The sequence below is a fragment of the Curtobacterium sp. 8I-2 genome (assembly GCF_902506155.1).
GTDB lineage: Bacteria > Actinomycetota > Actinomycetes > Actinomycetales > Microbacteriaceae > Curtobacterium > Curtobacterium poinsettiae.
In genome coordinates this window covers 2299744-2324247 of the sequence record NZ_LR732827.1, presented here as the reverse complement: position 1 = coordinate 2324247, position 24504 = coordinate 2299744, and the positions used below count along the sequence as shown (strand labels likewise).

Genomic DNA, 24504 nt, shown 5'->3' with positions numbered 1-24504 from the left:
CGGTCGCAGGCGTCAGTCAGCCGATCGACGGAGCGGCTCCGCCTGTCGCTTCCCTGCCGACGCCCGCACGGACTCCTTCACCGCGGCGACGAAGGACGTCCGGGTGCGCTCGTCGAGCAGGTCGAGCGACAGGTACGGGTTGAGGTCTTCCAGCTCCACGAGGAGCAGTGCTCCGTCTCGGGTGCGGCAGGCATCGACGCGTTGGACACCGTGCTCGATCGTGTTCCACCCGATGAACTGTTGCGCGAAGGCCCAGTCGTCATCGCTCGCGCGGTACTGCTGCAACTCCCACCGTTTCGTCGGGTCGGGAGCGTTGAGCGCGTACTGCGGGACGTGGTCCACGTAGTAGAAGGAGACTTCGTACTGGAAGTCGATGCGGGGTTGCACGAGCAGGTTGTCGTAGTGCAGCCCGGCGAGCTCGTCACGGCCCACGACTCTCAGCCCGATCGAGTCCGCGCCCAGCTTCGGCTTCGCGATGTAGTCCGCGGTGTCCGGGAGCTGCGCGATGTCCGAGGCGGCATCGATCGTGGGGATGACCGGGTACCCGGCTCGGAACAGGTCGAGGAGGTACTGCTTCCCCCTCTGGTCGGCTCGTCCTGTCAGGTCCGTGAACACAGGGATCCCACGAGTCCGCGCGGCTTCGCGGAACGCATCGTACGCAGCCAGGTAGTGCAGCACGGGTCCACTGTTGCGCACCACGACGACGTCGAACGCGTCCATCAGGTGCTCGGCAGCCAGCGGTGGGCAGATCGCGACGTCGAACTCCGCGCTGAGCTCGCCGGACAGGTAGATGTCCTCGTCGCAGTAGCGTCGGCCCTTCGCCTCGTACCCGAGGTCACTCACGTAGAGGACGCGAAGGCGCTGGCGCTCTCCGTTCATGCCCGTGCGCCTTCCGCGGGCGACGGACCTGATGCACGTCCATCGACCAGCAGGCGCCAGCCGGGGGCGAGTGGGCCGTGTTCAGTGCGCATCAGGATCTCCGGGTCGGAACGGGTGGGGACGGGTGGCGAAGGCAGTGGCCAGACGATCGTACGAGTCAAGGTGACCTGCCGCCCTGAGAAGCACCGCAGCCCTCACCGTGTGGATGGGGCTCGGGATCGTCTCGACAGGCAGCCGTGCGTCTGTTGCGAAGCCCTGTCCTCGGAATGTCGCCGCATGTGGTGGCTGGCTTCGAGCACCGGGACGCCGTTGTCGTCCTGCCAGCCACCCCCCCCCTGTACCAACGGAGCCCGCCGTGTCCGGGCGGAGGTCCGTTCGACAAGCTGCTCCCTTCCTGGCATGTTAACGACTGAAGGGCTGGATATCAGTTCTCGGGAAGGAGTGGGAAATGAGCAAGAACGATCACCGATCTCGGCGGGTTGCCGCTGGCTTCGCCGCTGTGGCTGTCGGCGGGGCGGTGTTCCTCGGCGCGATCCCCGCACAGGCGCAGGACGGCGTCGGGAGCGAGGGGGTCATCGGTGGATGGTCAGAGAGCACCGGGACCGTCGACGGCGCAGGAACCGGAATGTCGGTGTTGGCGGTGAACCACCGCGGTGCAGCGGAGAAGAAGACCATCAGTGGGACGACGCACAAGCGTTCGCATGGTTGGACGACCTGGGCAGGCGTGCAGCACTACACGCGTGCGCGGCTCGAGCACGGCAGCAGCATCATCGCTGACTCTGGCCGGAAGTGGGGCAAGTCCGGCACGGAAGCAGTGACCGTGTGGAAGCCGTACCGGCCGAACCGGCCCGGCAACGGTGTCGGTACAGCGAAGACCTACTACGGCAGGTGACGCATCGCAGCGGGTGCGAGCCGACGGCTCGCACCCGCTGCTGCGTGAGGAGAAGACGTGACGAAGCAACAGACCACGGCGATCGCGGGCCTGCTCCTGCTGGCCATGCTGCTGACGGTGTTGATCGGGGTGTTCGACGCTCGCCGAGGTGTCATCGCTTCTGAAGGCAACGATCTCCGCAGCGGTCAAAGCGTGTGGGTGAACGCGACACTCGACGAACTCATGCGTGCCCGGAACGCATTCGAACCGGGAACGAAGGTGTTCGTGCGCCTCGAGGGCGATGTCCGCGCCGTCGCAATGTTGTCGGGACGGTGGACAGATGTCCCGCTGCACGACGGGCACGCACTGACCGGGCGCCCCGGCGAGGCCCTCGCCGGGGCTGACGTTGCCGTCCGCGGTGACGACATCGTCGTCGATGGCAAGCCCTACGACGTGGTGGGCCGTCTCGGCGTCCGGGCCGACAGTCTGCTGTCCGATGACGTCATCGTCGCCGATCCGTCGCGGTTCTCGGCGTCACCACAGCGGCTCCTCCTGGACGGCCCGAGCAGTGTCCGCCACTACAGCGCAGAGTTCCCTGGCCGAAGTGTCGAGATCGTCGACGACGGCACGAACCGCAGGACGAACGTCGACGCCGTGTCTCCGGTTCTGGTCACGCTCGGCGTGCTCGTCGTCATGCTCATCGGCGTGGTCGCAGGCCTGCAAGCTGGGCGATGGGAACTCCGCACTGCCGCCGTCCGCTTCACCACGGGGATCCGACCGCTGAGCACCCTCCGCAGCGCGGCCACCAGAGTCAGCGTGATCACCATCGCCGCCTGTACGACCGCTCTCGCGGGCGCGGCAGTGGTCAGGCAGGCCACCCTCCTCGACCTCGACGTCACCACTGTGGTCGTCTCGGTCGGAACCGTCGTGCTTGCCGTGTCCGTCGCTTCGTTCTGGCAGGGAACCCGTCGATGGAACTGCTGAACGACCTCCGGTCCAACTGGACGATCATCGTCGCCAAGATCGTCCTGCTCGTGCTGCTCGCACTCTGCTGGTACAACGTGGCGTCCTTCACCCAGTCCACCTCGCAGGCCGTGGCCCAGGGCTTGTCCGCCGATGCCGACGTCGACCTCTACACGGTGGTCGACGATCTCGGCCCGGATGCTTTCGAGGCGATCCGGCGAGACGAGCACGCACTCGACGACGTCGCCTCGTTCGTCGACCGTATCGACGACGAGCCCGGGTTCGACTTCATCTCCTCGTACGACCAGCCCGTCACCGTTCAGGACTTCCGCGGCGACGACCGCTTCGACGTCGGCTACGGCACCGAGTACACGCTCAACGGGAAGTACCAGGACGAGTCCGGCCGGAGCGTTCAGGACATCAAGTCCATCCAGCTCAACGAGACCGCGTACGAGTTCGCGGGGCTCTCCGTGCAGGACGGCAAGCCCATCGAGTGGAACGTTGTCGACTGGGGATCCGGTCGGATCCCGGTGCTGCTCGGCAACGAGTACCGCGGCGTGTACGAGCTCGGGGAGCGATTCACCGGAGCGGTCATCCTGCAGGAGCAGGAGCTCGAAGTCGTCGGTTTCCTCGAACCGGACAGTGCCATGTACTTCCGCGGTGAGGCAAACCACTACCTCGACGACACCGTCATCGTGCCCTACCCGCCAACACTCGCCGGACTCGACCGAGCAGCACTCGACCGGCTGGATCCCGAGCTGTTCGGACGCCTGGCGTTCCAGGTGCTCAACGCCGATCTCGCCGTCGATCACAGCCTCGATTTCGGGGACGTCGTCGCGCGTCTCGACGCGATCGGAGACGACACCGGCTTCCGGTCGTACACGTTGCTCGGAGTACCGGCCTACCTCGTGCAGCTCTCCCTCGTTCGCCAGCTCATCCAGGACAACCTGGTGCTCGTCACCGCGCTGCTGGTCGCCCTCACCGCTGGCGTGGGCATCATCACGGCGTTCCTCAACCGACTCCTGCATCACCGTCGAACGCCAGTGGCGCGGGTGCACCATCTCCTCGGGAGGAGCCCGAGTGCCACGAACCGGCTGTTCCGCGCAAGCCGCCTCACCGAGTTCACCGCGGCGCTCGGGCTGTTCCTCGCGACCAGCGCACTGCTCCCCAACGACAGCGAGATGGCTCGACTCGGTGCCGGCACCGCCCTGCTCCTCTGGTGCGTGGCGGACGGCGCACTCGGCCGGCGAGCCATCCGCATCGAACTGACCGCCCAACAGCGAAGAGGTACCTCACGATGATCGTTCTGCGTGACGTCTCGAAGACCATCACCGAGCCCGACGGATCGATCCGAGCACTGTTCGACCGGCTCGACTTCGACCTTCACGACGACGATCGATCCGTGGCCATCACGGGGCGCAGCGGATCCGGCAAGAGCACGCTGCTCCGGATCCTCGCCGGACTCGACACCGACTTCGGCGGGACCTACGAGCACGACGGCCACGTGCTCGAGCGCACCGTACGGAGGATGGCGGAGCACCGACTCCGACACATCGGCATCGTCACCCAGGACCACAGCCTCCTCGGCGACCGCAGCGTGCTCGACAACGTCCGGCTCGGCGTTCCTGCTCGCGCTGACTCCACCGCCCGAGCACATGAGGCGCTCGACGCGGTCGGCATCAGCCACCTCGCTGGCAAGCGCCCACGACGACTGTCAGGAGGAGAAGCGCAGCGCGTCGCGATCGCTCGAGCCATCGCGAAGCGCCCTGCCGTCGTCCTCGCCGATGAGCCCACCGGCGCACTGGACGAGACGACCGAAGACGACGTGCTCGCCCTCTTCGACCGGCTGCAGCAAGCAGGAACCAAGTTCGTGATCGTCACCCACAGTGAGCGCGTTGCACAGCGATGCGAACGGCAACTCCAGCTGCACCACGAACGACTCATCGCGCGCGGCGCGTGACGGACGGGAGGCCGGCCCCACCAGCCGGTACCGGCGCACCGCGCCAGCGGGGTGACGGCCGAGCCTGGAGGTGGGCCCCACCAGCCGGTACCGGCGCACCGCGCCAGCGGGGTGACGGCCGAGCCTGGAGGTGGGCCCCACCCGCCGGTACCGGCGCACCGCGCCAGCGGGGTGACGGCCGAGCCTGGAGGGACGGTGCCAGCTGGCACCGGGCCTCCCGTCCGTCAGCGGTTGCGCTCCAAATCCCCGATCACGCGTGCGCAGTACGTTCGCGGCTGGAGAACTCGGCGAACATCTCCCGTTTCGCTGCGTGCGAGTCAGCCTCGAGCTCGAGTCCCTCCACGTTGACCGGTGCCTGATCGGCTACCGGGCCAGCGCGCGTTCGTAGAGGCTGGAAGCGAGTTTCCGCCCACCGTCGGGGGCGCTGACCGTCACGTCGCGGACGTGCCGGAACCCCTGCTGTTCGTAGAATCGCCGCAATCCGGGGTTGTCCGTCGCGCAATCCAGCCGCACGAGGGCCGCCCCGCGCTCGGCGGCTCGCTCTCCTACCCACACCAGCAGTCGCTGCCCCAGCCGGCTGCCACGATGCGTCTGCGCCACGACCAGACGGTGCACGTACACAGCGGGATCGTCCTCCACGCCCCACGTTTCGGAGTCCGAGTCGGACACCGTGACCATCGCCACGATCACCCGGTCCTGACGTACGACGAAGAGGTTCCCCTGCTCTGCGGCGCGCAGCAGAACCGCGTCCGGCACCCGGTCCTGCCACTGGTCGATCCCACGCGAGCGGAGCCACAGCCTCGCACCGTCGATGAGCACCTGAGCCGAAGGAACGTCCGCGGCCGTGGCCGCTTCGACCGCCAACACGTCTTGATCCACGAGACGACGCTACGGGCTGACCTCAGCGGACACGAGCGGAAGTGGGCCTGATCCGGCATCCTCGTCTCGTGGAGTTCTCATGGTGGACGTGGTGGGGGCTCCTGCTCATCGCGCTGACGGGGCTCGGGCTGATCGGGCGCGCTGCTGTCGTCTCCTGCTGATCCCGTGGGTCATCGCACTCGACAGCTGACTGCAGATACACCGAGATCGGCTCGGCAGAGAATCGTTCACCGCCCGGGTCTTCACGAACCCTCTGAGCCGTGTGGACGGACCGGAAGAGCTTCGTCGCAACTCCGGCCCGCGCAGGAGCTGGTGAAACCCCTGCACGTGACCGTAGCCCCAGGGACGCAACAGCAGCGGCAACAGCCCGCGGTACGTCGCGCCGAGCGGCCGCCGTCAGGTCTTCGCGAGGGCACCGGCCGTTGTGACCGCCGCGACCCAGTCGATCTCCGCGACCGGGGCAGGGGCGTGGAACTGCAGCCGTCCGCGCGCACTGCGACCTCGGTCGCCGTGTGCAGCGGGTTCTCGAACCCGGCGATGAACGCAGCGACAGCGAGCGACATCGCCTTCAGCACTCCATCACCCTGCACATTCAAAGGCAGCCATTGCGGCCGCCCGACACCCCGAATCAGGGGTATTGAGCGCCTGTCGCGTCTCTTAGGCTTGGACGGTTCCCTCTGTGAAAGGCTCCTGTGCGCGACGACGACGCCCCACCTGCTGCGCCTGCTGGCTGGTATCCCTCAGTGGTTGATGGCCGCGAACGTTACTGGGACGGCGCCGAATGGATCGCCGAGCGCGCCAGCCGGGAAGACGTCGAGACGATCAGCGTCGAAATGTCTTCTGAAGAAGAAGCAACGGTAGCCGGACCGCGCGACTGCGCAGCCCAGTCGAAGCCCGCCGCGGCAATCCCTGATCCTGGCGCGAAGACAGGGGCGAACAACAACGTTCGCCGCGTCGGCTGGCACGAGCACGGGTGGAAGCGAAACACGTGGCGGTACTGGACCGGCCGCACCTGGTTGAACGAGGGCGACACCGGGTTCGACGCCATCGAGCAGCCCCGCCCGGTGAGGAAGTCCCGTCAGGTCCTTCCCGTGGGCTGGTGGTTCACCATCATCGCCATACCCACCCTCGCCCTTATCGTGGCGATGGTGGCCATGAGCGTCGATGTTCCCGACACAGGGACCCGTACCGCCTCCGATCCAGCCGACGACACTGCTCTGGTGGAGACCTCTCCAGACCTGCCGGCCGGGTTCCAGGACGCAGGTTCCGGCATCGCGCTGAAGTGGCTCAGCCGAGGCGACGACGGCTTCGAGGGCGGCTGCGAGTACTCGTTCGGCTCCTGTTTCAAAGCGAAGGTCTACGCGTACGACGCCTGCCCGTCAGGCGTCTATGTTGGCGTCAACGGCCTCGACAGTTCAGGCACGGTCGTCGCGTCGTCGAACGACACCCTCTACGCCCTCGGCGAGGGCGAGACGGGTGCGCTCGAGTTCACCTTCACCCGCAGCGGCGTCTCGACGGCCAAGTTCACCCAAGCGACCTGCCGCTGAACCTGACCGGACCGGCCGATCCGAGGACGGCGTCGAGCGCAAGCAGCGTTTTCGTTGCGCGACTGCTCACGACTCGCAGCCGACCGTTCACTGAGCGGCTGCCGGACGGCCGTGGGGCTGGTCGACCCCCCGGGAGCGTCAGAAGAACATGCGCCCTCGCGCGATGTCCGACTCGGCCTGCCGAAGAGCCTCCGCGACTTCGGGGTCTGTCCCCTCGAACTCCGCCGCCCGAGAGCCGAAGTTGGTGGACCGGTGCATGACGAACCACAGCACGAGGAGCGCAGCCAAGACCACGCCGGTTCCGATCCACCACCACATGGGGGCAGCGTACGTGCGACCAACAGCGGGGGCAAGCGCTGCGATACGCCGTTGCAGGATCGGCGATCGGGGAGCTCCCGCGGGTTCGTACCTGAAGCGCTCGTCTACGCTGGGCTCCTCACGAGGGGGATGCAGTGGGTTTCGGAAGATCTGTGATGCTGGCCAGCTTGGCGACTGCGAGCGCCATCGTGCTTGCTGGGTGCGCAGCGTTCCCTCCAGCTCCGAGCACGGTGGGCTCCGACTGGCCGAGCACCGGGGTGCCATCCGCCGTGCGATGGCCGTCCGACTGGGTCGACAGCCTGTCCGGTGAGTCCGAAGCCGTGGGCGGTCCGATCGTCGGGCTCCGCCTTGAGTACGGAGCGGAGCACTGGGTCTGGCGGATCCGCAGCACCGACCCGGGAAAGACCGACGCCCTCGGCGAGTCCAACGCAGAACCGACCAGCGGTGTCGAGGCGCTCGTCGACGCCACGGACCTGAGCCTCGTGCGGCGACACGAGGTCACCCTGACCAAGGCTGAAGCCACGGGGACGGACACCAGCTACTACGACGCCGTGAAGGCCTCGGGTGAGGAGTGGCCCGGCCCACGACTGGTCGAGCTGGTGCGCGTCGTCGACGACGGCCGGCCGACGTGGCGCGTCACGACGTACGACACCGAGGACGGCCACCTCGCCCCGCGGACGCTCTGAGCACGCGCGCTGATCGATCTCGGGTGCGGAACCGAGTCGCTCACCCGATCAGCGCCGATGCCGCCGTCATGACTGGCAACAGCGGCCGTCGTCGTCCGAGGCGAGAGCCTGCTCGTCATCGATCGATTGCAGGACGGTCGAAACTACTGGGTGATTCCCCGCACGAGCGCGGAACGCTGCCGCCGTCCCGGCCGGACTGATCCGGCTTCCGGAGGACGCGTCCCGCGCTCGCCAGTACCGCCTACCGAACGCCGTACACGACGTGGTCGTCGAGGTACTGCCAGACCGTTCCGACCTCGGCGAACCCAGCGCTGCGGAGCGACTCGATGTGGAAGCCGAGCGTCACCTTCGGCGGCGCTTCGTGGAGTTCCGCGCCCCACACCACGTCGCGTCGCGCGATCGCTTCGGCGTACCGCGGCGTCTCCGCCACCGCTGCCCACCACGCGTCCCACGTGTCCGCGCCGGCCGCGAAACCATCTCGCTGCGTCACGGCGTCATCGCGCGCTGCGATGGCGGCCAGGGTGCTCTCGTCCCGCTGGTAGGACAGGTGGTCACCGTTGAGCAGGATGCCACCGGCGCGGAGGAGGTCCGCGGTCCGTCGGTGGACATCGACGAGCGTGCCCGGCTGGAGCCAGTGCAGGGCAGTCGAACTCACCACGGCGTCGAACGGTGCGTCCGCGATCGCAGGGTGCTCCGCCCAGCGCCGATCGGCGAGGTCGACCTCCGCGATCACGAGCCGACGGTCGGCGGCGGCGAGGTCCGCGGCGATGGCCAGGAGCGCTGGATCCTTGTCCGCCACCACTGCCGTGGCGCCAGGGACCGCGGCGAGGACTGCTTCCGCGAGCGCTCCGGTTCCGCCCGCGAGGTCGAGGATCCGCGGCGCGGTCGTCTCGGCACAGACGTCGGCAACCACGCGGGCGATCGTGGCGAACCGCTCAGCCCGGTGCCGGATGTACGCGGTCTGCTGAGCATCCCACCGGGTCGCCAGGTCACGTGCCCGCGCGGTGTCGGCCTCGGTGGCGATCGGTGTGGTGGTTGTCGTCTCGGTCATGGGGAGGTTCCTTCCAGAGGGGCGAGTGGGACGGCCGGTGGTGCTGGCAGGCGGAATGTGAGGTGGATGTCACCGTCAGGGTCGTCGCGACGGGTGGTGTGGACGTCGTAGACCGAATCCAGGAGCGCGGGGCGGAGGACATCGGCGGGTGGGCCGGAGCCGACGACGCGGCCCGCGGCGAGGATCACCAGGTGGTCGCAGACGCGGGCGGCGGCCTCGAGGTCGTGCAGGACGACGACGACGGTCGGTGCGATGTGCGGCAGGAGTTCGAGGACTTCGAGCCGGTGTCGCAGGTCGAGGTGGTTGGTGGGTTCGTCGAGGAGGACATGGTCGGCACCGTGAGCGATCGCGCGGGCGAGGCCGACCCGCTGGAGTTCGCCGCCGGAGAGTGCGGCCAGGGAGTCGCCGGCTCGGTGCGTCAGTGCGACCGCGTCGAGGGCTGCCGCCACACGCTCGTCGGGGTCGACACCGTCGCCGCGGCCCGGGCCGACCTGGGCGAGGCCGCCGAGCGCGACCTCGTCCGCCACGGTGAGCGCCGGGTCCGGGTCGAGTCGCTGCGCCACGCTCGCGACGCGTTGCGCGATCCACCGGCGTGACCGGTGCCGGACATCCTGTCCGTCGATCTCGACACGGCCTTCCTGGATGGGGACGGCTCGGAGGAGCGCGCGGATCAGGGTGGTCTTGCCACTGCCGTTCGGGCCGACGATCCCGGTCACGGAGCCCGTCGGCGCATCCAGGTCGACGGTGTCCAGGAGCAGCCGCCGTCCGGCGCGCACCGTCACCGCGTGTGCGCGGATCACCGCAGTGCGTCGAGCTGCCGTGTTAGTTCAGCCGGGCCCGAGACCGACAGGGTCGAGGGCGGATCGGTGAACGGGAAGCGGAGTGCGACGATCCGGTGGTGGCGCACCGCGGAGAGGCCCGATGTACCCGGCGCCGTCAGGAAGCTGTCGATGGTGTCCTGCGCCGTGCCGCTCGAGTAGAGCAGGACGATCGTCTGCGGGTCGCGGGAGATTATGTCCTCGACACCTGCATCGAAGACGCGCTCGTGCGAGTCGGCGTACACGTTGCGCAGTCCGACCGCTCGGAACACCGGCGTCACCATGCTCGGACCGCCGTACGGCGAGAGGACGCTGCCGCCGGAGGACACGTAGAGGGCAGCGGCTGTTCCTCTGTCCTTCGGGGACTGCGTCGCGAGCGTGGCACGGCCCGAATCGATCGCATCGGAGGCCAGCGCCGGTTCGCCGAGCACTGTGCCGAGTGTCCGCAGTTCGCTCCAGACACGGCCGAACGTCGCCGTCCGGCTCAGGTCGGGACCGGGGTTCGCGCAGTACGCCGACGGGGTGTAGAGCGGGATCCCGGCAGCCTGGAGCGCGTCCCGGTCGACGGCGTTCGCGGGTGCGATCACCAGGTCCGGCTTCGCGCCGAGCAAGCTCTCCTGGGACACGACGGAGCCGCCTGTCGACGTCTGCTTCGTCGAGAGGGCGTGGAGGTCTGCGAGCTCGCGGTAGGTCTGCTTCGTGTAGAGGTCCGGAGCCAGCGGTGCGGTGACACCGACGATCCGGTCCACGGCGTGGAGCGCTTCGAGGTTCGGGAGTTCGTCGTTGTTCACGAGCACGATGCGTCGCGGGGTCGCGGTGATCGTCACCTGGGATCCGCAGTTCTGGATCGTGACGGGGAAGTGCGTGCCACCGCTCGAGCTCGTGCGCGGGTTCGGCTCGGTGGCTCCGGACGATGTCGTGCAGGCGCTCAGGCTGAGCACGGCGACGGTCGCCAGCAGACCGATCGCTGCTGCGACCGTGGTGGACCGGGTTCGGGTTCTCATGTGGGGCTTTCCGGTGGGGTGCGATGGACCGTGGGGTGGAAGGTCAGGGGGCTGTTGCGGGGGCGGTGCGACGCAGGAGGACCAACAGGAAGGGCGCACCGAGCACCCCGGTCACGACCCCGACGGGGATCTCCTGGGGCGCGAACGCGATGCGGGCCACGGTGTCAGCGATGACGAGCAGGGACCCACCGAGCAACGCCGACACCGGGAGCACCGCTCGGTGTCGTCCGCCGACGAGTCGGCGTGCCAGGTGCGGCACGACGAGACCGATGAAACCGACGCCGCCGACAGCCGCGACGATGACGCCGACCATCGCGGACACTGCGAGCATCAGGCCGAGTCGCGCGCGTTCCGGGTCGATGCCCGCTGACCGGGCGGAATCGTCTCCGGAAGCGAGCGCGTCGATGAAGGGTGCGATCACCACGAGCGCGACCAGTCCGACACCACCCGTGATCGCCGCGGCGGCCAGGGCGATCGGCTGCACCGACGTGAGCGAACCCAGGAGCCAGAACAAGACCGACCGGGCGGCCTCCGGAGAGTCGCTCCAGAAGACGAGGAAGCTCGTCGCCGCGTTCAGGGCGTACCCGACCGCCAAACCGGCGAGCACGAGCCGAAGCGGCCCCCGACGGCTCGCGGTCCCGGCCAAGGCCACAACCAGGAGAACGGCACCGATCGCGCCCGCGAGCGCCGCACCGGAGAACACCAACGCGCTCCCCGACCCGATGACGAGCACCACGAGGGCGACGCCGGTACTGGCGCCGGAGTTGATGCCGAGCAGGTACGGATCGGCGAGGCTGTTCCGGACGAGCGCCTGCAGGACAGCTCCGGCCACAGCCAGCACGGCGCCGGCGATGATCCCCATCACGACGCGGGGTGCCCGCGTGCCCCACACGATCTCATCCGCCGACGCAGACCAGTGGCCCGCGCGGGCCCCGCTGACGTGCTCGACCAGGATGCCGATGACGTGCGTCGGTGCGATCGGCACCGGACCGATCATCATCGCTGCGACGGCGACCAGGGCGAGCACCACGGCGAGCAACGCGATCCGCACGGCCGCACGTCGACGGGCTCGACGCATCAGGCACAGGACCGCATCGATCCTGCCCGACCGCGACGGCGCCGGGAGGACCGTCGAGAACCGATCGGGCATGCGACTCCTTAGTGATAACGAGTCTCATTACTAGCAGGTCGGCCAGGGTCTCACCAAGTCCTCGACGGTGCCGACGGACGCCCTGCGGCCGCCCCCAGCACAACGTGCTGGGGCACACGCGGGCACCGACAGTGATGGCGGGTCCGAGAACTGATCGGGTCGGAACGATCCCTGGATGAGACAGCGGTCTTCCGGCCAGCGCAATGCGACTCGACTGAGCGAGAATCCCTCACTGCTCGACTCGCACCGACGGTCCGGTCGTCTCGTTGTTCCTTGCCCCGGCTCGCCGGGACGAGGTCGATCCCAACGGAAGAAGCCCACCGAGATCCTCGGTGGGCTTCTTCCGTTGTGTCAGACACGTTTCGGTCGGGCTGACAGGATTTGAACCTGCGACCCCTTGACCCCCAGTCAAGTGCGCTACCAAGCTGCGCCACAGCCCGCGAGTTCCGGAGAACCCAGGACCCCGGAGGATCCTCGCCCGCGTCCGACCGGAGCGCGAGCGACCGGTCCAGCATAGCGGACGTCAGCCCCCCTCCGTGCCACGGCGAGTCGCAGCAACGCGACCCGAACGACACGCTCAGCCCGGCCGCACCACCTCACGCCGCGCCGCCAACCACGGCAACCCGAGCCCCACGAGCAACCCACCGGCCCCGTCTGCCGCCAGGTCCCCGATCGTGTCGTCGTACCCGACGAAGATCTTCGCGTCGACGAAGTTGTGCCCGAGCCACTCCCCCATCTCCCAGACCGCCCCGACCGCGAGTCCCGCACACAGCGCGAGCACCGCGACGACCACCCGTCGCTCCCCGTGCGGGGCCGGCACAGCACGCAGGTCGGCACCGATGACGTACAGCACGGCCGCGAGCAGCCCGGTCAGCACGACGTGCATGAACTTGTCCCACAGGAAGACGGTCGTGTACCACTCGAGCACGCTCGACCACCCGGCGACGAGCACGAGCACGCACACCGCCAGGTCGAAGACGGGTCGCAGCCCGAGCATGCGCGGCACCACGACCCCGAGCAGCGCGAGCGCCATGACCGGGAACGCCGTCCCACCCCACCCGACACTCGCCACGACGACGCTCACGAGCGTCAGGGCGCGCACGACGTCGGCCACCAGGAACCGCGGCCGCAGGAAGGTCGACCCGAGCGCCCGGATCACGACGCCCACCGGACGACCGCGTGCACGGCGGCGTGGTCGGACGGCCACACGCCGCCCGGCCGCCGCACGTCGACCGCGACGCGGTCCACGGCCGCCCCAGTGGTCACGAGCACCCCGTCGATCCGCCGACCACCAACGCGCGGACTCCCGTAGTGCGGGTACGTCCCGTACGGCTCACCCACCTGCCTGGAGGCCCGCCCCCAGCTGTCCTCGACCCCCGCCTCCGCCAGGGCTCGCCACGGTGCGGAACCGGCGGGGCTGTTCCAGTCGGCCATGACCACGGCGGGCAGGCCGCGCTGCCGGACGATCCGGCCGAGCAGTTCGGCGGAGCGGAGTCGGGCCCACGACGAGGCGACGTCGAGGTGGGTGGCGATCGCCAGGAACCGGACGCCGGTCGCGCGGTCGTCGACCACGGCTCCGACGGCGTGCCGAGGGAAGGACGTGGCCCACGACCGCGAGCCGGGGCGGTGGGGTCTGCGGGAGAGCGCCCAGGTGCGGCGCTCGACGACGTCGAGGCGGGAGCGGTCGAGGAACAGGCCGACCTGTTCACCACCGCCGCGTGCTCCTCGCCCGGCCAGGACGGGCTCCCAACCCGACCCCAGGCCGGACGTCAGGTCGTCTGCCTGCGCGGGGAGGGCCTCCTGGACGGCGAGGACGGTGGGCGCTTCGGACGTGACGAGCGCGAGGACGGCGTCACGGCGGCGCTCCCAGGCGTCCGGGTGGGTCGACCGTCGCGGCACGCGGCGACGCACGTTGAGCGTCATGCAGTGCACCTCGGGCGACCGGACCGGTCCGATGAGCGGGCGGTCGTCGGGGTGGTGGGGCATGCATCCCTTCTACGAGACGACACCCGTCGGATTCTCAGGGACCTCTCCGCCTGGCTCGTAGGGTGGCCCGATGCGTTCTCGTTCCACCCCTCGTGTCCTCGTCGCGATCGCCGTCTCCGGCCTGCTGCTCGGAGCCGCCGGGTGCACGTCGAGCGAACCGGACACGAGCCGCCCGACCCTGGCGAAGGCCTCCGCCGACACCGTCACGGTGGCCGACGCTGCGGACGCCGCAGCGCGGTCGGTCCGGGTCAGCAAGGCGCTGTTCGCCAGCGCTCCGGGCGCGGTCGTCGCCCCGGCCGACGACGCCGACGGGATCCGCGACGCAGCGAAGACCGCGGCGAGCGCCCACGTCCCGGTGCTGCTGACGACCAAGAACAAGGACGCTGCCGTCGCCCGCGAGCTCGACCGGCTCGGTGCCGGCTGGTACCAGGCCGAGGGCGACGTGTCGCTCGACACGGACATCGAACAGCGGCAGGCGCCGGACGGCGGTGACGCGCCGGAGTCGACCGGGGCCTCCCGGCAGGCGACCGTGGTGGTGGCGGACACGCGTGCGGACGCTGCTGCCGTGGCGACCGCGAAGGCCGCCGGTGCGCGGGTCGTGACCATGCCGAAGGGCGTGACCGACCCGGCTGCCGCACCCGACGTGGTGACGGCGCTGCACGAGCGGGCGAAGCACCCGACGGTCCTGGTCGGTGCGGCGTTCGACGCCCTGCCGGACCCGGATTGGACGGTGCGGGCGGCCGAGGGCGGGTTCCAGCTGCGGAACGGCGGCCAGCGGCCGTTCGACGGGCACCGGTACGTCGCGCTGTACGGGGCCCCCGGGGCGCCGGCGCTGGGAGTGCTCGGCGAGCAGGGGCCGAAGCAGACCGTGCAGCGGGCCGAGCAGGTCGCGAAGCCGTACCGGGCCGAGTCCGACGAGCTGGTGACGCCCGCGATGGAGGTCATCGCGACCGTCGCCGCCGGGGACGCCGGCGCCGACGGCGACTACTCGACCGAACTGCCGGTCTCGACGCTCGAGCCCTACGTCGAGGCCGCCCACGATGCGGACATGCCGGTCATCATCGACCTGCAGCCCGGGCGGTCGGACTTCTTGTCGCAGGCGAAGAAGTACGAGTCGTTGCTGAAGCAGCCCGGTGTGTGGCTGGCGCTCGACCCGGAGTGGCGGCTCACGAAGGACCAGGTACCCCTGCAGCAGATCGGCAGCGTGTCGGCGTCCGAGGTGAACAAGGTCTCGTCGTGGCTGGCTGCGCTGGTCAAGCAGGAAGGGCTGCCGCCGAAGGCCCTGGTGCTGCACCAGTTCCGGCTGTCGATGATCAAGGACCGCTCAGCACTGCAGACCCACCCGGAGCTCGACATGCTCGTGCACGTCGACGGGCAGGGGTCGCAGCCGGACAAGCAGGCGACGTGGAAGGCGCTGCACCAGGGCGCGCCCGAGGGGCTGCACTGGGGCTGGAAGAACTTCACCGACGAGGACACGCCCATGCTGACGCCCGCGCAGACCATGCGGGACGTGCGGCCGACGCCGTCGCTGATCACGTACCAGTAAGCGCGCCGCGTCGCGTTGTCCACAGATAGGAGGCGCGGGTCGGGTTTCGTCGGTCGGTGCTGACAGCATGGGGGCATGTCTGGTCTTGGTGTCGGGTCCACTGCGTCGTCTTCTGTCTCCCCCTCTGCGGACATCGCCGCCGAGGCGCAGCAGGCGCTCGCTGCGCTCACGGGGCGCCCCGACGCGGTGTTCCACCCCGGCCAGCTCGAGGCGATCTCCGCGCTGGTGGAGCACCGGCAGCGTGCCCTCGTCGTCCAGCGCACCGGCTGGGGCAAGTCGGCGGTGTACTTCCTGGCGACGCTGCTGCTGCGCCGACGCGGGGGTGGCCCGACGGTCCTGGTGTCGCCGCTGCTCGCCCTGATGCGCGACCAGGTCGCCGCTGCTGCGCGGGCCGGGGTCCGTGCGGTGTCGATCAACTCCGCGAACGCGCACGAGTGGGGTGAGACCCAGGCTGCCCTCGCCCGTGACGAGGTCGACGTGCTCCTCGTCTCCCCCGAGCGCTTGAACAACCCGAAGTTCCGCGACGAGCAGATGCCGACCCTGATCGCCCGGATGGGCATGCTCGTGGTCGACGAAGCGCACTGCATCTCGGACTGGGGCCACGACTTCCGGCCGGACTACCGGCGTCTGGCCGAGCTCATCCGGTCGCTCCCCCACGGCGTCCCCGTCCTGGCCACCACCGCGACGGCGAACGAGCGCGTGGTCGAGGACGTCGCCGAGCAGCTGACCGCCGGCCCGGCCGACCCGGTGTTCACGATCCGTGGGTCCCTGGCCCGCAAGTCCCTGCGCCTCGGCGTGCTGACGCTGCCCGATGCCCGGCAGCGGCTGGGGTGGCTCCTCGCCCACCTCGGCGACCTGCCCGGCAGCGGCATCATCTACACGCTCACGGTCTCGGCGGCCGAGGACATCGCCCGCCTGCTGCGCGACAACGGGTACGCCGTCCGCGCGTACACCGGGCGCACCGACACCGACGAGCGCGAGCATCTCGAACAGCAGCTCAAGGGCAACGAGCTGAAGGCCCTGGTCGCCACGAGTGCGCTCGGCATGGGGTTCGACAAGCCCGACCTGGGGTTCGTCGTGCACGTCGGCGCTCCGTCGTCGCCCGTCGCCTACTACCAGCAGATCGGTCGCGCGGGTCGTGCGACCGACAACGCCGACGTCCTGCTCCTGCCCGGGCGCGAGGACCGCGAGATCTGGCAGTACTTCGCCAGTGCCTCGATGCCGACCGAAGCCCGTGCCGCCGCCGTGCTGGGCGCCCTGTCGACCGACACCGCGATGTCCACCGTGGCGCTCGAGGGCCTGGTCGACATCAAGCGCTCCACCCTCGAACTCCTGCTCAAGGTGCTCGACGTCGACGGCGCCGTCCGACGCGTCACCGGCGGCTGGGTGTCGACCGGGCAGCCGTGGGAGTACGACGCACCCCGGTACGAACGTGTCGCCGCGGCCCGTGCTGCCGAGGCCGCGTCGATGCTCGACTACGAGTCCACCTCGGCCTGCCGCATGCAGCTGCTGCAGCAGGACCTCGACGACCCCTCGGCCGAGCCCTGCGGTCGGTGCGACAACTGCGCCGGGGCGTGGTTCCCGACGGCCGTGTCCGACACCGACTCGTCCGGGGCGGCGGCCGCGCTCGACAAGGTCGGCGTCGAGATCGCCCCGCGTGCCCAGTGGCCCTCGGGGATGTCGTCGCTCGGTGTCTCGGTGCGGGGCAAGATCGGCGCGGACGAGCTCGTGCAGCCCGGCCGTGCGGTGGCGCGTCTGACCGACCTCGGCTGGGGTGGTCCCCTGCGTGCCCTGTTCTCGCCGTCCACCCCGGATGCACCGATCTCGCGCGAGCTCGTCGACGGCTGCGTCCGGGCGCTCAAGGACTGGCCGTGGGAGACCCGGCCGACCGGCGTCGTGGCGATGTCCTCGCGGTCACGGCCCGAGCTGGTGGGGTCCCTCGCCCAGGCGCTGTCCACGATCGGGCGGCTGCAGTTCCTCGGCACGCTCGGCCGTGCCGGCGGGACCCCTCGCGGCGACGGTGCGACGAACAGCGCCTACCGGTTGTCCGGCGTGTGGGACACCTTCGTGGTCGATCCGTCGCTCGCCGCCGCCCTGCAGTCGCACGAGGGCCCGGTGCTGCTCGTGGACGACCTGGTCGACAGCCGGTGGACGATGACCGTCGCCGGCCGGGAGCTCCGGCGCGCCGGGGCCTCCGCCGTGCTCCCGTTCGCCCTGGCCACGGTGGCGTAGCCCCCGCACCTGTTTTGCGACAGTCCACGTGTCGATCGACCCGTGGGTTGTCGCACACCTGGTCCGGCATCCACCGGAAACCGCTCCGGCGCGCAGCGGTCAGGACCCGCTCGACCCCAGTCCTGCGGCGAGCCACGACGAGAACAGGCCGACGAAGAGGTCGAGCAGCAGCGCCCCACCCGCGACGAACAGTCCGGCGGCGGCCAGTCCGACGACGAACGCCCGCTGCGCACGGCCGACGATGAGCGCCACGAGGGTCATCACGAGGGCGACCAACGCCACGAACCCCGAGACCAACCACCACGCGAAGGAACCGCTGCTGGTGAACATGCTGACCAGTGCTCCGACGTTCCACAGCCCGGCTCCGAGCGCCACGACCGATGGCACCACGAGCAACCACTGACCAGCCGAGTTCTCGCGCACCAGCCCATCGTGCCATGACGGTGCGCCACGGCGGCCGACGGCAGCCTCAGCGCCGCGCGGGCTTCGGGAACGTGGCCCGCATGTGGTCGCTCGTCAGCACGTCGCCGATGCCGACCATCAGCACCGAGAACAGGATCTGCTCGATGACCATCCAGAACGGGTAGAGCCCGGGGATCGCCGCGACGATCAGCGTCACGATCGGGAAGATCCGGCTGAACAACCGCAGCCGCTGGTACGCCCAGTAGTACCCGAGCTGCGCCCGCCAGGCGAACACGTAGAGCGTCAAGGTGATCAGCAGCACCACGGTGGACCGGAACCACACCGCCCACGACAGGGACTCCCCGGCGCGGGTCAGCAGCACCGCGACCACGATGGCGGTGAGGCCGACGACGGTCTCCGCGACGAGCAGCCACCGGATCCACCGGAACGAACGGACCGTGTCCGGGTGTTCGAGCATGTCCTCGCGGATCACGTACCCGGACTGCCGGCCTCCGGCCAACCGGTCGAGCCGAAGACGGCACCACACACGGTCGGCGAGCACACCGAGTCCGTCGTTCTGCTGCGTCACCAGTACATCGTGCCCCATCCCGGCGGTAGCGGCGGACGCGGCACCGGCACGAGCACCGATGCGGAACGACACTGTCGACGTCGGACGACCACGACGGTGTCGTTCTCCGTCGGCCCAGCGCAGCACAACCCCGCGCAGCCCCAACCCCGCGCAGCCTCAGCCTGCGCCCCGCTCAGTCAGACGGGACGAGTGCCGCGCCGCCCAGCACGGTGCCGGTCCCGGCGTCGAGCAGGACGAGGGAGCGGACCTCGTCGGGCAGCGTCCACGGCTCGCCGAGCACGACGGTCAGCCCCTGTTCGACCCCGTCGGCCTGGAACAGGTCGTAGGACTCCCCGACCGGCGTCCACATCGGCTTCGAGCCACCGCGCACCGTCCCCGCGGACAGCACGACGTCGACCGGGCCGTCCCCGCCGGTCTCCAGGTGGTCGATCTCCACCGCGAGGGTCTCGTCACTCGTGTTCGCGGTGATCCGGACGTGCCCGGAGGCAGCCGCCCCGATGCCGACGATGTCACCGGAGACCGGCGGGACGCGCCGCCACCACGGGTCGATGGGTGAGCCGTCGACCGGACGGACGGGTTCGGGCTCGATCGGCTCCCCGAGGGCGTCGGACGGCGGCAGCCGGACGTCGGGCGACTGCGCCGGTTCGGGGCCCACTGCGTCGGCACGGGTGACCGGTTCGCCGTCGTCCGGTGCGTGCGAGCTCGTCCACAGGGACACCGAACCCACGACGACCACCCCGACGAGGACACCCACCAGGGCGAGCCGACGTCGGTCGGCTGCCCACCGCCCGGTACCCACGCCCCCATGATGCCGCACCGGCGCGCCGGACCGGCCCCGGGCCTCCAGGCCGACCGCGGACGCGAACGCAGAACGCAGAACGCGCCCCGACGGATCGGGGCGCGTTCTGCGTGACGGGTGGGGAGGCTCAGCGCTTCCGGCGCTCGCGCACCCGCATGTTGACGTTGATCGGCGTGCCGGAGAAGCCCCAGACCTCGCGGAGTCGACGCGTGATGAAGCGTCGGTACTGCGGGTCGAGGAACGCCGACGTGAAGAGCACGAAGGTCGGCGGCTGGCTCGACGCCTGGGTGCCGAACAGGATGCGGGGCTGCTTGCCGCCGCGCACGGGGTGGGGGTGCTCCTGCACGAGCTCGGCGATGAAGGCGTTGACCTTGCCGGTCGGGATGCGGGTGTCCCACGACTCGAGGGCGGTCTCGAGCGCCGGCACGAGCTTCTCGAGGTGACGGCCGGTGCGGGCCGAGATGTTCACGCGCGGGGCCCAAGCGACGTGCGCCAGGTCCTGCTCGATCTCGCGCTCCAGGTAGCGGCGGCGTTCGTCGTCGAGCAGGTCCCACTTGTTGTAGGCCAGCACGAGGGCACGGCCGGACTCGAGGACGAGGTCGATGATGCGCAGGTCCTGCACGGACACCGGCTCGGTGACGTCGAGGACGACGACGGCGACCTCGGCCTTCTCGAGCGCGGCGGTGGTGCGGAGCGACGCGTAGAAGTCCGCGCCCTGCTGCATGTGCACGCGCTTGCGGATGCCGGCGGTGTCGACGAAGCGCCACACCTTGCCGCCGAGCTCGATCTGCTCGTCCACCGGGTCGCGGGTGGTGCCGGCGATGTCGTTCACGACGACCCGCTCTTCACCGGCGGCCTTGTTGAGCAGCGAGCTCTTGCCGACGTTCGGGCGGCCGAGGATGGCCACGCGGCGGGGGCCACCGACCTCCTGCTTGGCGACGGCCGAGGTGTCGGGGAGCGTCTTGATGATCAGGTCGAGCAGGTCCGCGACGCCGCGGCCGTGCAGGGCGGACACCGGGTGCGGCTCGCCGAGGCCCAGGTTCCAGAGCTCGGAGGCTTCGAGTTCACGGCGCTCGTCGTCGGCCTTGTTCGCGACGACGATGACGGGGCGGTCGGTGCCTCGGAGCATCTTCACGACGTGCTCGTCGGTGGCGGTGATGCCGACCGTGACGTCCACCACGAACAGCACGGCGTCGGCGAGGTCGATCGCGACCTCGGCCTGGGCGGCGACGGAGGCGTTGATGCCCTCGGCGCCGGGCTCCCAGCCGCCGGTGTCGACGAGCGTGAAGCGCTTGTCGTTCCAGTCGGCCTTGTAACTGACGCGGTCGCGGGTGACGCCGGGGACGTCCTGCACGACGGCTTCACGGCGACCGAGGATGCGGTTGACCAGCGCCGACTTGCCGACGTTCGGGCGACCGACGATCGCGAGCACCGGGTAGGCCGGCAGGTAGTGGACGCCGTCTTCGCCGATCTGGCCCGCTTCGAGCAGGGCGAGGTCCTCGTCCTCGAGGTCGTACTCCTCGAGGCCGGCGCGGAGCGCGGTGGCACGCTGCTCGGCCTCTGCCTCGTCGAGTCCGGCGAGACGCTCGCCGAGGGCGTCGTCGTACTCCGGGAAGTCGTCGTTGTCAGGATTGTCCAGCTGAGCCATCTTGTGTTCCTCGCGAGCGGCCGGGGCCGCGGTGTCGGTGGCCGTTGCCGGCCGGGCCGGGGTCCGGCCGTGGTTGACCGTCCCGCCGGAGCGTTCTGGTCTGCGTCAGTGCGTGAGCGGCCCGCCGAGGCGGTCCGGTCTGCGTCAGTGCGTGGCCGCGCGGGCCAGTTCGACGACCGCCTGCACGGTCTGGTCGAAGTCGAGGTCGGTGGAGTCGAGCGTCGTGACGCCGTCGGCGGCGTTCATGAAGTCGACGACCTTCGCGTCCGCCGCGTCGCGACGAGCGAGTGCTGCGGAGGTCTCGGCGGCCGACTGGGTCGTGACCTCTGCCGAGCGTCGGGCCATTCTAACGGACTCGTCGGCCGTCAGCAGGATCCGGACCTCGGCGTCGGGTGCGACGACCGTGGTGATGTCCCGGCCCTCGGTGATGATGCCGGGGGCGTCGGTCTTCCGCATGACGGTGCGGAACAGCTGGACCAGGCGCTTCCGGACGTCCGGGAGCTTCGCGATGTGGGCCACCGCACCGGTGACGTCGGGGGTGCGGATGGCCTCGGTCACGTCGGTCTCCCCCACCTTGACGTAGTAGTCGTCGGGGTCGGTGCCGATGGCGTAGTCGAAGGTGTCCCAACTGGCCAGGACCGCCGCGGCGTCGTCGAGGTCGACCCGCTGCTGCAGGGCGTGCCACGCGAGTGCACGGTAGGCGGCGCCGGTGTCCTGGTAGCCGTAGCCCAGGGCACGGGCGGCCGCACGGGAGACGCTCGACTTGCCGCTGCCGGCGGGGCCGTCGACGGCGATGACGATCTTCGCCACGTAGGCGCCGTCGGCCAGGCCGGACGGTATCGGGGCGCTGGTCGAGCCGGGCTCCCCGCCGGGCTCGCCGAGGCCGCCGGCAGGACCGCCGAGTGTGCCGCCGTCGCCGCTGCCGCTGAGCGGGCCGCCGGCACCACCCTGGCCCGGGGTCGGGAGGCCGGAGTCGGGCCCGTCCGGTCCGCCGGTCACACCGGAGTCGTTCGTCGCTGCGTTCGTGTCGTCGTTCAGGCCCATGCTGCTGCGATCCTCCATCCGCGCCCCTCGAGTTCCTCGACGAGTCGCTGTTCCTGCTCGGGCAGCACCGACACCTCGACGATGCCGATCTGTGCGCCCGGTGAGTGCTCGAGGCGCATGTCCTCGAGGTTGATGCCGATCTCCCCGATGAACGTCAGGAGTGCGGCGATCTGCCCGGGGGTGTCGTCGACCAGGACGACCACCTGGGCGAAGCGCTTGGTGGTGCCGTGCTTGCCCGGCAGCCGTTCGACCCCGCGGTTGCCGTCGGCGATGGTCTCGGCGATGGTGCGCGGCGAGCCGGCACCGTCCGGGTCGTCGAGCGCGTCGATCACGCGGGTCAGGTCGTCGCGCAGGTCGGTGAGCACCGGCCGGATGTGCCCGGCGTTCGCGCCGATGATCTGCACCCAGAGCCCGGGGTCGCTCGCGGCGATCCGGGTGACGTCGCGCACGCCGCCGCCGGCCAGGCCGAGCGACCCGTCGGGGGCATCGCGCAGGCGCGAGGCCATCAGCGTCGACACGAGCTGCGGCGCGTGCGAGACGTACGCCACGGCGAGGTCGTGCGACTCGGGGTCCATCGGCACCACGGTCGCGCCGACGTCCAGCGCGAGGTCCTCGACCACCGCAGCTCGCTGGTACGTGATGCCGTCGTGTCCCGCGATCACCCACGGGCGTCCGACGAACAGGTCGGCGCGGGCGGCGGTCGGACCGCTGCGCTCGCGTCCGGCCATCGGGTGCGACCCGATGTAGCGGGAGACGTCGGCCCCGGCCGCCACCAGGGCGGCGAGCGGCCCGGACTTCACGCTGGCGACGTCGGTCACGACGGCGTCGGGGTGGGCGGCGAGCTCACGCTCGACCACCGTCGCGACGACGTCCGGCGGCACCGCGACGACGACGAGCTCCGGCTGGTCGCCGGCTGCCGGGCGACGCCCGGCGCCGTAGTCCACGGCGAGCGCCAGCGCGGCGGGCGAGACGTCGTCGAGGACGACGTCCACACCCTTCTCACGCAGGGCCAGACCGATCGAGGCGCCGAGCAACCCGGCACCGACGACCCGGACCGGGCCGCGTAGACGGCGGTCGATGTCGGTCGGGGTCACGTCGGTCACCGGGCAAGCCTACCGATCGAGGCTCGGGCATCGGTCGATGCCCGAGCGTCGGGGTCGGTCAGTCCGCCGACTCGTCCTCGTACTCGTCGTCGTCCTGGTCGAGTGCGACGTCGCGGTCGTCACGAGCGGACGGCTTCGCGTCGCGGACGGTGCTGAGCAGCTTGCCGACCTCGACCGTGCCGAGCTCGCGCATCTTGCCCGGCGGCAGGCTGCCCAGGTGCAGCGGCCCGAACGACCGGCGGACGAGTTCGAGGACCGGGTGGTCGACGGCCTCGAGCATGCGTCGGACGATGCGGTTGCGGCCGGAGTGCAGGGTGATCTCGACGAGCGACTCACCCCGCGAGGACTCGAGCAGCCGCACCTTGTCGGCCTTGATCGGACCGTCCTCGAGCTCGACGCCCTCGGTCAGGCGCTGCACCACGGCGGGGTTCACGTTGCCGTGGACCTTCGCGATGTACGTCTTCTGCACGCCGAACGACGGGTGTGCCAGCACGTGTGCCAGGTCGCCGTCGTTCGTCAGGACGAGCAGCCCGGAGGTCTCGGCGTCGAGACGGCCGACGTTGAACAGGCGCTCCTCGTAGCGGTCCACGAACTCGGTCAGGTCGCGGCGCCCGCGCTCGTCCTGCAGGCTCGAGACGACGCCGGTCGGCTTGTTCAGCACGATGTAGCGCCGAGACGAGTCGATCTGCACCGGCACACCGTCGACGCTGATCGCGTCCTTCTCGGGGTCGACGCGACGCCCGAGGGCGTCCACGACCTCGCCGTTGACCGTCACGCGACCCTCGACGATCAGGTTCTCCGCGACCCGGCGGGATGCCACGCCGGCAGCGGCGATCACCTTCTGCAGGCGCTCGCCCTCTGCCTGGAGGCCCGGCTCGGCCCCGGCAGGCGCCGTTCCGTCCGCCGCGTCCCAGTCCTCGATGATCGGCCGCTCGGGCGTGCCCTCGGCCGGGTTGCCCCGGTCGTCGCGCTGCCCGCTCGGCTTCGGCGTGGTGCGGTCGCTGTTGCGGACGCTCGTGGTGCCGCCGA

Annotated in this window: 24 protein-coding genes and 1 tRNA gene; 8 read left to right on the top strand and 17 right to left on the bottom strand. The window is 70.3% G+C overall.

Features of this window, described 5'->3' with window-relative positions; translation table 11 throughout:
• Positions 1 to 12: 12 nt before the first annotated feature.
• Entirely contained in the window at positions 13 to 879 is an 867-nt protein-coding gene (locus tag BOSE127_RS14755; protein WP_140449251.1) for a hypothetical protein, read from the bottom strand.
• Between the two features lie 448 nt (positions 880 to 1327).
• Here BOSE127_RS14755 and BOSE127_RS14750 point away from each other — a divergent pair, with 448 nt between their 5' ends.
• From BOSE127_RS14750 to BOSE127_RS14735, 4 genes are all read left to right on the top strand, one after another.
• Positions 1328 to 1771 (top strand): hypothetical protein, encoded by a 444-nt coding sequence (locus tag BOSE127_RS14750; protein WP_139179885.1) that lies wholly within the window; start codon positions 1328 to 1330, stop codon positions 1769 to 1771.
• A 105-nt stretch (positions 1772 to 1876) separates the two neighbouring features.
• Positions 1877 to 2734, top strand: a complete 858-nt coding sequence (locus BOSE127_RS14745) for a hypothetical protein (RefSeq protein ID WP_140449250.1) — start codon at positions 1877 to 1879, stop codon at positions 2732 to 2734.
• Positions 2722 to 4014 carry a hypothetical protein gene (locus BOSE127_RS14740; RefSeq protein WP_159557789.1) on the top strand — a complete coding sequence of 431 codons (1293 nt, stop codon included), beginning with the start codon at positions 2722 to 2724 and terminating at the stop codon, positions 4012 to 4014. Before BOSE127_RS14745 ends, BOSE127_RS14740 begins: the two co-directional genes overlap by 13 nt.
• Positions 4011 to 4673, top strand: a complete 663-nt coding sequence (locus BOSE127_RS14735; RefSeq protein WP_159557787.1) for an ABC transporter ATP-binding protein — start codon at positions 4011 to 4013, stop codon at positions 4671 to 4673. The genes BOSE127_RS14740 and BOSE127_RS14735 overlap by 4 nt, the downstream gene beginning before the upstream one ends.
• Before the next feature lie 363 nt (positions 4674 to 5036).
• On the opposite strand, the gene BOSE127_RS14730 is transcribed toward BOSE127_RS14735, so the two are convergent.
• A complete protein-coding gene (locus BOSE127_RS14730; protein WP_236559565.1) occupies positions 5037 to 5552 on the bottom strand; it encodes a GNAT family N-acetyltransferase in 516 nt (171 codons plus the stop codon).
• Positions 5553 to 6244: 692 nt separating this feature from the next.
• Between BOSE127_RS14730 and BOSE127_RS14725 the strand changes: the two genes are divergently transcribed.
• The gene (locus tag BOSE127_RS14725) at positions 6245 to 7099 is read left to right on the top strand and encodes a DUF2510 domain-containing protein (protein ID WP_140449247.1); all 855 of its coding nucleotides are present in this window, start codon (positions 6245 to 6247) and stop codon (positions 7097 to 7099) included.
• A gap of 138 nt (positions 7100 to 7237) precedes the next feature.
• Here BOSE127_RS14725 and BOSE127_RS14720 read toward each other — a convergent pair whose 3' ends face one another.
• A complete protein-coding gene (locus tag BOSE127_RS14720) occupies positions 7238 to 7417 on the bottom strand; it encodes a hypothetical protein (RefSeq protein WP_042538409.1) in 180 nt (59 codons plus the stop codon).
• A gap of 269 nt (positions 7418 to 7686) precedes the next feature.
• Here BOSE127_RS14720 and BOSE127_RS14715 point away from each other — a divergent pair, with 269 nt between their 5' ends.
• Positions 7687 to 8103, top strand: a complete 417-nt coding sequence (locus tag BOSE127_RS14715) for a hypothetical protein (protein WP_156463854.1) — start codon at positions 7687 to 7689, stop codon at positions 8101 to 8103.
• Positions 8104 to 8344: 241 nt separating this feature from the next.
• Here the strand turns inward: BOSE127_RS14715 and BOSE127_RS14710 are convergent, their stop codons facing one another.
• The 7 genes from BOSE127_RS14710 to BOSE127_RS14680 all read right to left on the bottom strand — a co-directional run bounded on the left by BOSE127_RS14710 (position 8345) and on the right by BOSE127_RS14680 (position 14112).
• Positions 8345 to 9154 (bottom strand): class I SAM-dependent methyltransferase, encoded by an 810-nt coding sequence (locus tag BOSE127_RS14710; RefSeq protein ID WP_083389440.1) that lies wholly within the window; start codon positions 9152 to 9154, stop codon positions 8345 to 8347.
• Positions 9151 to 9954 (bottom strand): ABC transporter ATP-binding protein, encoded by an 804-nt coding sequence (locus BOSE127_RS14705; protein WP_159557785.1) that lies wholly within the window; start codon positions 9952 to 9954, stop codon positions 9151 to 9153. Before BOSE127_RS14705 ends, BOSE127_RS14710 begins: the two co-directional genes overlap by 4 nt.
• Complete coding sequence (locus tag BOSE127_RS14700; RefSeq protein ID WP_017885885.1) at positions 9951 to 10976, bottom strand: ABC transporter substrate-binding protein; 1026 nt, start codon at positions 10974 to 10976, stop codon at positions 9951 to 9953. Before BOSE127_RS14700 ends, BOSE127_RS14705 begins: the two co-directional genes overlap by 4 nt.
• 43 nt (positions 10977 to 11019) lie before the next feature.
• Positions 11020 to 12126 (bottom strand): FecCD family ABC transporter permease, encoded by a 1107-nt coding sequence (locus BOSE127_RS14695; protein WP_159557783.1) that lies wholly within the window; start codon positions 12124 to 12126, stop codon positions 11020 to 11022.
• A gap of 366 nt (positions 12127 to 12492) precedes the next feature.
• Positions 12493 to 12566: transfer RNA gene (locus BOSE127_RS14690), tRNA-Pro, on the bottom strand.
• Positions 12567 to 12703: 137 nt separating this feature from the next.
• Positions 12704 to 13285 carry a hypothetical protein gene (locus BOSE127_RS14685; RefSeq protein WP_152427147.1) on the bottom strand — a complete coding sequence of 194 codons (582 nt, stop codon included), beginning with the start codon at positions 13283 to 13285 and terminating at the stop codon, positions 12704 to 12706.
• Complete coding sequence (locus tag BOSE127_RS14680) at positions 13282 to 14112, bottom strand: endonuclease/exonuclease/phosphatase family protein (protein ID WP_017885888.1); 831 nt, start codon at positions 14110 to 14112, stop codon at positions 13282 to 13284. Before BOSE127_RS14680 ends, BOSE127_RS14685 begins: the two co-directional genes overlap by 4 nt.
• A gap of 70 nt (positions 14113 to 14182) precedes the next feature.
• Between BOSE127_RS14680 and BOSE127_RS14675 the strand changes: the two genes are divergently transcribed.
• Both BOSE127_RS14675 and BOSE127_RS14670 read left to right on the top strand, forming a co-directional pair.
• Positions 14183 to 15658 (top strand): hypothetical protein, encoded by a 1476-nt coding sequence (locus BOSE127_RS14675; RefSeq protein WP_159557781.1) that lies wholly within the window; start codon positions 14183 to 14185, stop codon positions 15656 to 15658.
• Positions 15659 to 15733: 75 nt separating this feature from the next.
• Positions 15734 to 17890, top strand: a complete 2157-nt coding sequence (locus BOSE127_RS14670; protein ID WP_236559564.1) for a RecQ family ATP-dependent DNA helicase — start codon at positions 15734 to 15736, stop codon at positions 17888 to 17890.
• Between the two features lie 99 nt (positions 17891 to 17989).
• On the opposite strand, the gene BOSE127_RS14665 is transcribed toward BOSE127_RS14670, so the two are convergent.
• From BOSE127_RS14665 to BOSE127_RS17390, 7 genes are all read right to left on the bottom strand, one after another.
• Positions 17990 to 18313 (bottom strand): hypothetical protein, encoded by a 324-nt coding sequence (locus BOSE127_RS14665; RefSeq protein WP_159557779.1) that lies wholly within the window; start codon positions 18311 to 18313, stop codon positions 17990 to 17992.
• 46 nt (positions 18314 to 18359) lie between these two features.
• Positions 18360 to 18881, bottom strand: coding sequence for a hypothetical protein (locus tag BOSE127_RS14660; RefSeq protein WP_017885892.1), 522 nt, complete (start codon positions 18879 to 18881; stop codon positions 18360 to 18362).
• Between the two features lie 172 nt (positions 18882 to 19053).
• Positions 19054 to 19680, bottom strand: a complete 627-nt coding sequence (locus BOSE127_RS14655; protein ID WP_159557777.1) for a hypothetical protein — start codon at positions 19678 to 19680, stop codon at positions 19054 to 19056.
• A gap of 127 nt (positions 19681 to 19807) precedes the next feature.
• Positions 19808 to 21328, bottom strand: a complete 1521-nt coding sequence (der, locus tag BOSE127_RS14650; protein ID WP_017885894.1) for a ribosome biogenesis GTPase Der — start codon at positions 21326 to 21328, stop codon at positions 19808 to 19810.
• Between the two features lie 144 nt (positions 21329 to 21472).
• Positions 21473 to 22168 (bottom strand): (d)CMP kinase, encoded by a 696-nt coding sequence (cmk, locus tag BOSE127_RS14645; RefSeq protein ID WP_442873465.1) that lies wholly within the window; start codon positions 22166 to 22168, stop codon positions 21473 to 21475.
• A 194-nt stretch (positions 22169 to 22362) separates the two neighbouring features.
• Positions 22363 to 23475, bottom strand: a complete 1113-nt coding sequence (locus tag BOSE127_RS14640) for a prephenate dehydrogenase (RefSeq protein WP_071252367.1) — start codon at positions 23473 to 23475, stop codon at positions 22363 to 22365.
• Positions 23476 to 23533: 58 nt separating this feature from the next.
• Positions 23534 to 24322 (bottom strand): pseudouridine synthase, encoded by a 789-nt coding sequence (locus tag BOSE127_RS17390; RefSeq protein WP_228501111.1) that lies wholly within the window; start codon positions 24320 to 24322, stop codon positions 23534 to 23536.
• Between the last annotated feature and the right edge of the window lie 182 nt (positions 24323 to 24504).